The 13,106-nt window shown below is 55.1% G+C and carries 4 protein-coding genes; all 4 read left to right on the top strand.

What is annotated here, in order from left to right; genetic code table 11:
- Positions 1-204: 204 nt before the first annotated feature.
- From RAC89_RS25575 to RAC89_RS25560, 4 genes are read left to right on the top strand one after another with little or no spacing between them, the layout of a single operon-like run.
- Positions 205-4,140: a fibronectin type III domain-containing protein gene (locus tag RAC89_RS25575; protein WP_306616562.1), complete on the top strand. Its 3,936-nt coding sequence runs from the start codon at positions 205-207 to the stop codon at positions 4,138-4,140.
- 56 nt (positions 4,141-4,196) lie between these two features.
- Positions 4,197-6,206, top strand: a complete 2,010-nt coding sequence (locus RAC89_RS25570) for a CBM96 family carbohydrate-binding protein (protein WP_306616561.1) — start codon at positions 4,197-4,199, stop codon at positions 6,204-6,206.
- 11 nt (positions 6,207-6,217) lie between these two features.
- Positions 6,218-7,966 (top strand): S-layer homology domain-containing protein, encoded by a 1,749-nt coding sequence (locus RAC89_RS25565; protein ID WP_306616560.1) that lies wholly within the window; start codon positions 6,218-6,220, stop codon positions 7,964-7,966.
- A gap of 18 nt (positions 7,967-7,984) precedes the next feature.
- The gene (locus RAC89_RS25560; protein ID WP_306616559.1) at positions 7,985-12,904 is read left to right on the top strand and encodes a chondroitinase-B domain-containing protein; all 4,920 of its coding nucleotides are present in this window, start codon (positions 7,985-7,987) and stop codon (positions 12,902-12,904) included.
- Positions 12,905-13,106 lie beyond the last annotated feature (202 nt).

The raw sequence follows: 13,106 nt of genomic DNA, 5'->3' as shown, positions 1-13,106 counted from the left end.
CCATCACAATATTTGTATTAAATGAAGCTGTAACGCAACTCTCAAGCTGAGGGACGGACACGAAAAGGTGATTAAAGGTTTGTCATGCCAACCTAAAATAAGCACAACTCCATATAAAGTTAGCGCATCACACTTTGGCACATATATCCAGTAAAATAAAGCTGATTTTAAAGCGCTTACATATACGAATGGGGAGTGAGTAAATTGCAGAAACCGATATTCCGGACGATCTGTTTCCTATTGGCCATCGTTCAAGTGCTTGCGTCGGCATCGACTGTGCAGGCGTCAGTCAACTACGAAAGCTACAGCGGTTTTGTGGCGGATTCGACGCCTGTGCTGCCCGGGCAGGAGTCGCATCCGAAGCTGTGGTTTGACACGGGAGGGGTCGGAGCGTTATATGCCAAGCGGCTGGCTGATCCTTATGCGGCGTCCTTGTGGAATTCGATTCGAACCAGCCCTTACTTAACTATGGAGCTTCCGCAAGCGCCGGGATGTGTGTTCGGGAATGTCGTTCATGCTTATTACGGAGACATGGCCCGTATCGCGAAGTATAATGCGTTCCTATACTTAATGGAGGGCAATGAGCAACACAAAGAAAGGGCTGTTCAAGCGCTGCTGCGTGCGTACGACGGCCCCATTTATACGTGTGCGGAAATCGATCCGAACGTATCGAGCTCGCCCATAGATGAGACCTATCGGGCTAATTGGGCACAAAACTTCGCTGCCGCCTATGATTGGATGCAGCCTCATTTGACCCCGCAGCAGGACGCCGAGATCCGTGACCGTCTCGCCTTCGAGGCGCAGACGCTGTATGACAATATCTGGATCCGTGTCGATGGCGGGAATGACAGAGGATGGGGGCCGCGTCCCCATAACCATCGCTCGAAGCCTGCCTGGGGACTCGGCTCGCTGGCGCTAGCCTTGTCCAGTTATTCAAAGCCGGGAATGAATTCGCCATCCGATTGGCTTAAAGAAGCACTGGAGTCGGCCAACTCGAACCTGTCCTATTTCTTCAGCTCCGACGGTATCTATCGGGAAGGCTCCCAGTATTACATTTATTCGCACATCAATTTTGTGCCGTTCCTTTACCATTACAAGAATGTGTCCGGCGTCGATCAATTCCGGTTGTTCAAGCCAGCTTTTCTTTGGGAATTTCACGTTTCTAATAACAAAGGCTGGATGCCAAACTTCGCGGATTCCTTCCTGCGCCACAATTTTCTTCACACGGTAGCAGGGCAGTTCATGACGGAGGAAGACCATACTTCGCTCCACCCGGACGCCAAATGGGGCAATCTGTTCCAATGGCGGTATATGACAACGGATACATCGCCGTGGGGCGGTGAGTTCGGCAACAATACAGGCGCAAGCTACGACGACACGATGGATCTGGACAAATATTTGACCTACGAGCCTTCGATTGAACCCATAGCCCCTACAGGTACAGGAACGAGCTTCTTTCTCGAGGGCGGGCAGACCATCTTCCGTAACAACTGGCTGACGAATGATCCTTCCAGCCGATATCTGCTGTTTCAAGGTGTAGCCGAGGCGGACAACCATAACCATTTTGACCATCTGAGCTACATTATTCATGCCGAAAACCAGATGATGGCCAGCGATGCCGGCTATTCACGTTCGGCGTACGGTGATGCGGAGCGGAGAACCTGGTATCGGACCGCGCCCGCTCATAATACTGCGACATTGGACGGCAAGTGGCCGGTTGATTTTGCGCAGAATGAAACTCCGCCCTCATTGTACAGCATGGATACCGATTTTTTTGATTTTCAACAAAAGTCGGCTCGCTTCATAGACATTCAGAACGATACGACCAAGGGGGAGAGCCCGCTGCTGTTTCCGCCTGACAGTGAAAGCCTGGGGTATATGGACCGTGCGGTGGCGTTTCCGGGCCAGCAATATTTCGTCATTGCTGATCAACTCCGAAGCCGTAACGGGACACCACGAGACTTCAGCGTATATGTCCATGGCGGTAAAGGCGCAATGAGCGGAAGCGGAGGCTTCCGTCAATGGGTTTACCCGAACAGTGTCTACGGTTCGGCAGCGAAGCTGGGCGCTTGGATTTTTGCTGACAATGCTGCCTTCACGGACCGGACTGGAGAGGTGTCGTACGTGAAGGATGACTACACCGTGCAAGGCTACGTGGAAGCCAGTAAACAAGCGGCAGCTGCGGATTTCCTGCAGAATCTTATCCCGATGCCTATCGCAGCGGCACTTCCGGAAGTAAAAGATCTAAGCAACAGCACTCGAACGGGCGGAACGGTAGCGATAGACGGCAATCTGGACACTTACATGTTGAAGGGAGGGAACGGCAACGCTCAAGTCGGGCATGTGGAGAGCAACGGCTCATTCGCTTATGTAAGGGATTCCGGGCTTCCTCTGCAATACATGGTTCGGGAGGCAAGCTCGCTGCGTTACCGCAATACGGAATGGCTGCGTGCTTCAGCTCCGGTAACAGTCGCAGCGGATGTGAGCCGTAGAGATCGTCACACAGGTCGAATCTTCACACCGGAGGGCGGTGCGGCGGTAAGCCTGCGTGTTCCCGCCGGGAAGCAGGTACAGCAGGTTCTATTGAATGCGGAACCGGCGGCATTCGTAGTGAACGGTAGCTTCGTTGCATTTCAGACGACCGCGGGAGAGGCTGAATTCGTACTCTTGCTGCAGGATGCAGGAGTTACCGATAAGGTCCCGCCGGGAGCGGTATCTGATTTGTCTGCAGACGTGGTCTCCCCGGAACGAGTGCGGCTCCAGTGGACGGCACCCGGCAACGGCGGATCAACGGGCACAGCCGACTACTACGATGTACGCTATCATACGAGCCCGATAACAGATGATAACTGGGATGAGGCTGTGAAGGCCGCCGGGGAGCCGACACCGGGATCCCAAGGAACAGTGGAAGCTTTCGAAATCGGAGGATTATTTGCAAATACGAGTTACTATTTTGCAGTACGCGCGGGGGATGAATCCGGGAATGTGGCGGCGTTATCCAACGTGGCAGCCTTGACTATGCCAATAGCGGAGGATGTTGTTCCGCCGGCAGCCATCACCGATTTGCGTGTAGTGTCTGCATCGGCTGATTCCGTTGTGCTGGAGTGGACAGCGACAGGCAATGACGGCTATGTGGGTACAGCGGCCGGCTATGATCTACGTTACAGCACCAATCCTATTACAGAGGATAATTTCGAGTCTGCTGTGCGAGTGACTTCCGTTCCCACCCCCTTGTCCGCAGGCAGCGTTCAATCGGTAACGGTGCAGCCGCTGCTGCCGGGCCGTACTTATTTCATGGCGATGAAAGCGTATGATGCGGCGGGGAACCGATCGGCGTTGTCCAATTGGCAGTTCGCTGCGCTCGGTGAAGGAACAGGGACGGAGAAGCTTGACATCATTGCGGTAACTGCTGACGAGCATGACGGGAATGTACCCGGTAATGTAGTGGATGGCGACTTCGCTACACGCTGGTCTGCTCTGAGCCAAGGCACACTCGGAAGTCGAACAGCCCAGCGGCTGCAGCTCGACCTGGGGGCAATCCGCAGTCTGAGCCATATCAAAATCGCTTATCACAGCGGTCAAGTCCGCAAGTCGTATTTCAGCCTCGACGTGTCGGCTGACGGCACGAATTGGACGCGAGTCATCTCGAATGCGGAAACAAGCGGTTTGACCTCGGGGTTCGAGGCTTACGAGTTAAACCAAGCCAATGCCAGATATGTTCGCCTGCTCGGCTACGGCAATTCGTCCAGCGGCTGGAACAGTATTTCCGAGATCGAGGTGTACGGGACTGCTGCATCCTCCTTGCCGGCTGTCACGGTTGGGGCCGTTCTCATGAAGAATGCGGCGGGAGAGCCGGTGGAAGGCTTGCCTGCATCCGGCTGGCTGGAAATCACGGTCCCGCTGACGAACAATTCGCCTGAAGCCCGCCGTGCAACCGCTATCGTTGCCCTGGAGGACGGCGCTGGCCGAACGCTTCGGATCTCGGCCGTGACCGGGGATATTTCGGGCTGGGAGACAGATTTGTATGCTGCAGGTCTGTCGATTCCTGAGCATAATTCGGACGGATTAAAGCTTCGCATATTTGTATGGAACGAGCTCATGGGATTAGAGCCGCTAGCGGAAACGAGGGTGATGCCATGAGGCGGGCCGATCGGATATTCGGCGATTTGGTGCCGCATGTCGAAAGGAGAGTAGCGATGCGCAAATCAATGATGTTACTTCTCAGCATGCTGTTGATGCTGAATATAGCCTTAGCACCTCAGCAGGCTCATGCTGAAGCAGGTGTTCCCTCTCTCGAGTATAGCTTGAGCGCATCTGCGGATACATGGGTCCAAGGGGGCGCAACCGCAGACACGAAATATGGAGCGAATGACCGCATGAAAGTGAAGCGGACGACAACGGAGAACCGGGACGCTTTCGTGAAATTTGATACTGCCTCCGTGATTGGCAGTGTGTACGAGGCGGAGCTGCGGCTATATGTTGTATCCATGGAATCAGCTACTGTATCAGCAGGAGGAATGTATCAGATCGAAATTCGCGGCATGTCCGATGACGGCTGGAGCGAAGTCGGCATGACCTACGCGAACGCGCCTGCCGATCAGGGAACGGTTCTAGGAGTCGTAACCGTGACGCAGTCGAGCGTCGGAAGCTATGTAACAGCGGATGTAACCGACTTTATTAAGGGCCAGACAGATAGCACGGTCAGCTTCCGCATTCGCGGAGTTGAAGCGAGTAGAGGCGCTGACTATGCTACCAAAGAGCACGCCTTTCCTCCGTTGCTGATGGTCAAGGCTTGGCAAGGGGCGCAGCCCGATACGCTGCCCCCTACCATACCGGGTACACCTCAAGCGGAATGGTCGGGGCCAGGCAGCGTAACGTTGACCTGGCAGCCGTCCACCGACAATTCGGGAACCGTGACCTACGCCGTCTACCGGGACGGGGCGGTTCGAGGAACGGCTGCTGCAGCGTCCTACACCGATACGGGGCTTAACCCCGGGAACAGCTACGTGTATCGGGTCTTGGCCGTTGACGAGAGCGGTAACGCTTCGCCGCTCAGCGAGCCTGTAACCGTTACGGCACCTGGGCTTCAGCTGGTTACTGAAGCAGCGGCTGATTCCTATACGAGGCCTGGCAGCGGACCGTTCGGCTCACAGACTACAATGAACGTGAAGAGCAATTCGTCCGGCTCGGATATACGCCGTGCATACATGAAGTTTCCTATCCCTGAATATAGCGGAATGCTTGAGCATGCAGCGGTGAAGCTTTACGTAACCGCACTCGAAAGCAGTACGCCGGCGGACGGATACGATGTCACGCTTTACGGCATTCAAGACGATTCCTGGCAGGAAGGGACCATCACCGATGCAAACCGTCCTCAGGAGACGGGTGTGCCGCTCGGGCAGTTTAGAGTGAATGCGGATGCCGTCGGAACCTATATTTCGTTTCCAGCCACTGAGTTTGTACGCGGGCAGACGGACGGGATTGCCAGCTTTTATATGCAATCGAGCTCCGGTGTGAGCAGGGGGGCGAACTATGCCACCAAGGAACATGCTCTCGATAAACCGCCGCTCCTGATGCTGACCATACAAGAGCTCCAAACACCCGCCGTACCAGAGGGACTTGCGGCAGTGGCCTCCAGTAAGCGGGTACACCTAACATGGAACGCGTCGAATCAAGCGACGCTCTACGAGGTTTATCGCGATAACGGAAGCGGCTTCACTCTTACCGGCCAGACGGCGGGTCTCGAGTTTACCGATACAGATGTTGTAAACGACACAACCTACACGTATAAGGTGCGCGCTCGTAATGCTGCGTTCGAAAGCGGCTTCAGCGTACCGGTAGCGGCAATGCCCATTTACCCTCTGCTCGTCAGGGACGTATCGTTCCACACGCTCTCCGGCGACCGGGTGGTCAGCCTGGATGGGGTAGGGTTCATCCAACTGCGTGGGATGCTCGAAAATCTGACAGTGGATTCGTTCGACACCGTTATGCAATTCCGGGTCCTGAAGTCCAATGCGGACAAAGAGGAGGTGCTGAGAGGCTCGGTTCGCAGAACGGTTAGGGCGGGAAGCACTGCGGAATTTAAGTGGAACGGTCAGTTCGAGCCATCCGATAGCGACTATACGGTCGAGGTGTCCGTGCGGGATGCTGCCAACGGGTCATCGGAGGAACTGTACCATATCCGAACCTATTTCGATCACCCATGAGGAGGAATACGATGAAAAGGTTATACGCTTTGTGCATCTCGTTATTGCTCATTTGCCCGGTATTTCCGGTATCCGCTCTGGCGGCGCAGGTGAGCGTGCAGGCTTCTGCAGCCGCAGGCAGCGGACAGGTGACGATATCGGGTACGATTGCCTCCGGAGCCGGTAAGCAGGTGACGGTGATGGTTACATCTCCGGCTGGAACGATCGATTATTTGGACCAGACCGCCAGCGGAGAGAACGGAACCTACACCTTCACGTACCGTCCCCATCCGAGTGTCCAGGGCACTTATCGGGTTACGGTCGGGGGCAGTGGAGTAACTGAGGTGCAGACAACGACGTTCGTCATTCCGCCAACAGAGGGTAGCGATCCCGGCAACGGAGGTGGCGATCCCGGCAACGGAGGTGGCGATCCCGGCAACGGAGGTGGCGATCCCGGTAACGGAGGTGGCGATCCCGGCAACGGAGGTGGCGATCCCGGTAACGGAGGTGGCGATCCCGGTAACGGAGGTGGCGGCTCCGGCAACGGCGGTGGCGGCTCCGGTATCGGAGGCGCTGGACCGCAAGAGCCGATTGTAAGGCCGAATGAGGCAGCCGTCCAACAAGCAAAGCGTGCAGACGGCCAATCGGTGGCCGTTATCGTACTGACAGGCGAAGCCTTCGGTCCGGCGATCAATTGGATCAGCAGCGGCAATCATGTATTAACGATTGATGTATCCGCATACGAGTCCGTCGATGTACAGCTGCCCTTAAGCGTACTCGAAAGCCTTGCCCAAAAGCATGCAACCGCGTCCCTTGCTGTCGCGACAGGAAGCGGCACATATGAACTTCCTTTATCCGCTCTGGCGGGTAGAATGGATCCGCAAGGCCGGCTGAGTATCGCCGTCGGAAGGGCACCGGCTCCGGTGGAGAAGGATATCAACGCGGTGTTCGGACCGACGCTTGCTTCAGCCGCGATCGAGTACAAGGTGACGATGACAAGCGGCGGCCAAACTGTGGAATGGAACGATTTTGGCAGCCAGTATGTGAACCGTAGCGTGCCGTTACTTCGAGAGGTTAACCCGGCAGCGGCCACCGGCTTGCGTTACGACCCGGCAACCAAAGAATTTGCGTTTGTACCGACCGTATTTGTGAAGACCAACGGACAATGGAATGCCGTACTGAAGCGCAACGGCAACAGCATATACGCTGTTATCGAGATGCCCAAGTCATTCGCGGATCTGAATGGAAGCTGGGCTCAAGGCGACGTTGAGATGCTTGCCTCAAAGCGCATCGTAAACGGTGTATCCGCAAACGAGTTTGCTCCGCACGGCCAGGTGACCCGAGCCGAATTCGCGGCTCTGCTCGTCCGGGCGCTTGGACTTACCACCGCTTCCGTTGCTGCTCCTTATTCTGACGTTCAGTCTGGCGACTGGTTTGCGCCGTCCGTGGCAACGGCAGCCAAATACAAGCTTATCTCGGGGTACGAAGACGGCAGCTTCGGACCGCAGCGTCCAGTTACTCGAGAGGAAGCGGCAGTGATGATTGTAAGGGCGATATCTGTTGTAGGAAAAGCCGGCTCCGCCAAGGGCACGGACAATGAGTTTACCGATGCTGCCTCTATATCCGAGTGGGCGCGATTAGCTGTTTCAACGGCCGTGCAGGACGGTATCGTAAGCGGCAGGCCCGACGGCTCCTTCGCTCCGCAGCTTCACGCAATACGGGCGGAAGCAGCTGTCATGGTAAAACGAATGCTTGTGCAGCTGCAATTTATTAACCGTTAATGGGGAGGGGTTGCGAGTATGAATCGATATACCCGATTGGTGCGAATACTTCTTGCCGCCGCTCTTGTTCTGGCGGGTTTCCCCCTGCCGTTTGCTGCTCCTGCTCGCGCCGAATCCGTTGTTCTGCTTCAGGATGATTTCAACAGCTACCCGTCCAGCCCGGTAGGGTCCGTCTGGTCGAACGGCACCGGCAACGGTGTATGGGATCTCGAAACACGGGAGTCGCCTATGCTGAGGCAGAACGCGACAGGAACGACGTATGTGGTATCGCGGGGCGATATGAATTGGGCGGATTACGCTGTCTCCGCCAAGGTCATGCTGACCGGGACGCCGACGACCGGCACAGCACGGGTTGGTATTGCAGCAAGATATGTGGATAAAAACAATTATTACACATTATTGATTCGCCGAAGCACTACGAAGGACGATGTGCTCTTGACCAAGCGCATCAACAATTCCGAATCGACGCTATCGACTGTAGTGGTCAGCAGCACAATTGACGAATCCAAGGTTTATGAGCTGCGCCTTGCCCTGAACGGCTCTGAGCTGAAAGGGTATGTGAACGGGGAGCTGGTCATTCAAGCGACAGATGCTGCTTTAACCCGCGGGGCGATTGGGTTGTATAACAACAGCGGCTCAGGTTACGCGGGGAATACAGCGCTTTATGACGACGTGCTGGTAACAAGAGAAGGGAGCGGTGGCCCGGGTCCGGAAGACCCGGGTACGGACCCGCCAGACCCTGGCGATCGAACCATAACGGTTACGAACAATAGCCAGCTGCAGGCCGCTATCAACGACCTTAGACCCGGCGATTTTCTCCAGCTCGCTAACGGAAGCTATACGTTTCCCTCCATTTCCAACAAGCAGGGAACGGAGGATCGGCCCATTCGTATTCAGGCGCTGCAGCAGGGTATGGCGGTCATCACGGGAGGCACCTTATACATTAGCGGCTCCTCCTACTTGACTCTGGATGGTTTTCTCTTTGAGAACAAAGGAAGCTATGCAGCCAGATTGACGAATAACCGGCACGTGCGGCTAACAAACAATGTCTTCCATAATCCACCGCATACGGGTTCGTCGACCTGGGTGCAAATTGATGGAGCGAACAGCTCACATAACCGAATCGACCATAACATTTTCGAAAACAAGCTGGACACAGGTAAATTTATCGTTATCGGCGGCGACAATCCGGGCTTCACCGGCATTTCCCAATACGACCGGATCGATCACAATACGTTCCGAAACACACTGCCACGACAGACGAATGAATCGGAGCCGATCCGTATCGGAGAAAGCAAGCTGTCGCTGTATGACTCTTTCACAACGGTCGAGCACAACCTTTTTGAACGGACGGATTCCGATCCTGAAATCATTTCGGTCAAGAGCGGGCGCAATACGATCCGTTACAATACGTTCAAGGAATCTCTCGGCACGCTGTCGCTGCGGCACGGGAACGGCACGCTCGTATACGGTAACCGGTTTCTCGGCAATGACCGCGAAGGACTCGACCAGAACGGCAATCCAACAGGGACCGGCGGCATTCGCGTTTACGGGGATGATCATAAAATTTTTAACAACTACTTTGAAGGGCTGACAGGTACGAAATGGGATGCCCCGATAACGATTACGAACGGTGACGCGGACTACGGGTCCACCACCGATCTGTCGAAGCATTTCCGTCCGCGGAATATTGTCATTGCCCATAATACATTGGTCAACAACCGCTATCACCTGGAGCTTGGCTTTACCAACAACAACAATTACACAAGACCGCCGCAAAATATAACGTTCGCCAATAATATCGTCGTTGGCGATCGGAATACTCTGGTTGATTTCAAGTCAACAGGCTCCGCTCTGACGGAGGGCTTCATCTGGCAGGGCAATATCATGTATCCGAAGGGAAGCGCCGAGCTGGGGATCATAGCCACCGACAGCCAAATTCGGACAATCGATCCGTTGCTCGTCCTATGGGAGGGTGAATTCAGACCGGGCGCGAACAGTCCGGCGCTGAACGCGGCAGCCGGCTCCTATCCGTTCGTTTATACGGAAGACAGCGGGCGAAGCTCAGCCCTGCATGTTGGCGCGCACGAAATACCGGCACCGGTCAACGGTTCGTCGGACAACGAAGAACAGCCACCAGCGGAAACCGCCGTCAAATACGACATTGCAGAGGTAAGCGCAAGCAGCCATGACGGCAACTTTCCGGAAAATGTGCTCGATGACAGCCTGACGACCCGGTGGTCTGCGCAAAGTACCATCATCGACGGTCAACGGCAAGGCGAGTGGATCCAGTTCGATCTTGGCTCGATCAAGACGGTCAGCTATATTGGTGCCGCGTTCCACAGCGGTAATGCCCGACGTACGATATTTGACATCGAGGTATCCCAGAACGGCAGCGCTTGGGAAAAGGTTTTCTCCGGTGAGAGCGGGGGTACGACGTTGAACCTTGAGCCCTTCGATTTCGCCGATCGGCAAGCGCGTTATGTTCGTATTGTCGGGTACGGTAATACAGCTAACGCATGGAACAGCTTGACGGTCGTACACATCTATGGGCCTTCCTCGAGCGGTAATCCTGTGCTTCTACCGCTGAGCCCTCCGCCGCCAGAGGTGCGGGAGGATGTGCCGCCTTACACTGTGGCCGGCATGTTCAAGGCGAACGGCGAACCGTACCCGCTGCATGTGCCTAGCAGGGTTACGGGCACAACGATTAACGTTACCGTCTACGGCGCCGTACCTAACGATGGGCTTGACGACGTGCCGGCGATCCACGCGGCGATTCAAGCTGCGCAACCTGGAGATGAGGTTTACTTCCCTACTGGTGTTTACGATCTGATCGGCACGCTGCCGAACGACGGAACGTCGCATATCGGTCTGAAGAATGGTGTCCATTTACGGGGAGAGAGCCAAACGGGCACCGTCCTGCGATCCCATTTTGACCGAAGCGCCTCCAATAGCAAGATGATCAGCGGTTACGCTAAGCGTGATATCCTTATCTCGGATCTTACCCTGACGTCGACCTTTAGCGGAACCTACTCGACGAATCATCAAGTCAACAACCCTGAACGAGGGGGGCCGGAATACGGCATCGTCTTGGAGGACGGTCTTGGCCAGCCTTCTTATAACATAACGATTGATAGAGTCACCGTAGAAAAGTTCCAGAAGATGGGCGTCAGAATCAGCAAAAGCCGCGATATTGTAGTCCGTAATGCGCGGTTTCAGAATATGACCGACGTTGGCGGGGGCGGTGCGGGCTATGGCGTCTCCATTCAGGGCATTCCCAAAACGGACCGGCTTGGCTATGCCAACGATACTCGCCACAACGTTGTAGAGAACAGCACGTTCGTAGGACCCTACATGCGGCACGGCATCATTATTCAGTATTACGCGCATAACAATGAAATCCGTAACAACGTCTTCACCGATTCGAGGCTGGATGCAATCGACCTGCACGGAGAGGATGAATACTTGAATAAAATTCACGGCAACCAGATTTCCGGGGTGCTGACAGGGGCCGGTATCGCGCTTGGCAACACAGGCGGCACAGCGCCAAGCAATCACGACGCTTCAGGACCTTTTAACCACATTGTCAACAATACCATTTCCAATTCGCGCGAGGGTATTAAGGTTCATATGGGGTCTCCGGATACGTTAATCGAGTCCAATACAATTAGCGGCACGATAGAACCGGCCAATTCACGAGGGATTTTGATTCAGAACGGGCCGAGGACTGTGATTCGCGGCAACACGATCACGGGCAACCCGGCGACCGGCTTCTGGGGTATCGTTCTTGAGCAGGATCCGGGCGACCCGGGTGCGGGAGGCGTGGGAGCAGGCGTTCCGACGGATGTGCGCATTGAAAATAACTTGATCACGTCGAATACGAACGGCGTGCTCTTATCCGCTGGTACCGGCGTCACCATGACAGGCAATACGATTGCCGGCAATACGGGAGTTAATTTGCAGGATAATACACTGCCTGGAGGAGAAGAGCCCGGGGAAACGGAAACGGTTGCTGCTGCACACGACGCTAAAATCGATATCGAACGGCCGGACTCAAATTATGGGGTAGAGGATCCGGACAAAACGGCATCGAATGCAGCTGATCGAAACTGGTTCAAATTTTTCAATGTGAAACGAAGCGAGGATGGAACCAAGGGGCGCATAGCCTATTTCAAGTTCCCGGTAACGAATGCGCATCAGGCCGAGCAAGCTTCCTTCGAGGTACACGCACGAACAGGGAGCAATACAACGGCAGTGACGCTTCAAGTATTCGGCATTACTAATGATGCTTGGACGGAATCAGAGCTGACGTGGAACAACGCACCGAATCGGGAGGAGCAGCTGGTGAACGTGGCTGGAGTTGGAGAGACGGCCTTTCTGCTAGGCTCTTTCACGATTGATAGCGCAGATATCAAGAAATATTCGGTCGACGTATCTGACTTTATCCGCGCCCAAAGCGACGGATGGGCAACGTTGATGATTGCAGATACCATCGGCCAGAACGGCAACGTTAACATTTATTCGAAGGAAGAGGCCAATAGCGGCAGGCACCCAGTTCTTCAGATCCTCCGGAGTGCCGGCGGCGGGCAGCCTCAAGTGCCGGCATTGCGAATTGTACAATTCCAAGCGGTGGATCTGAATGGCCTCCCAGTTACGGCGCTGAACGGAGGGAGCTTCCTGCGGTTGTCGGCAACGCTGGAGAATGTCGCTGCGGGCGGTTCGGAGAATGCCGTGTTTGTGGCGGCGCTTTATCGGCCGGATCATTCGGTCAGCCGAATCGGATTTGCCGAGCAGGCGGTAGCTGCCGGGCAATCGGTAAGGCTCGGGGCAGGCTTCGACTTGCCGGAAGAAGTAACAGGACACTATGTGAAGCTTTTCGTGTGGAATAGCTTCACCGGTATGCAGCCGCTGGCAGAGCCGATCCGGTTTCCGAATTAGCTTACAGCATCAAAGCCCTTCGCTCCGGACGTCATGTCCGCAGCGAAGGGCTTTTCCCGTGTAATAGGGAAGCGAAGGCCCTTCCGATGCGAAAATGAATGAAGGCTTGGTTGAGCGAATGGCAACAGGCTTCGGAATTCGAGAGTGCCGAAGAACCACGGGATGCCTCTCTTTGCTGCGCCCTTTTGGGAACGATTCTGTG

The sequence above is a fragment of the Paenibacillus sp. GD4 genome (assembly GCF_030846225.1).
Classification (GTDB): Bacteria; Bacillota; Bacilli; order Paenibacillales; family NBRC-103111; genus Paenibacillus_G; species Paenibacillus_G silviterrae.
Note: the sequence above shows the minus strand (reverse complement) of the source record. Positions and strands in the feature narration are given on the sequence as shown.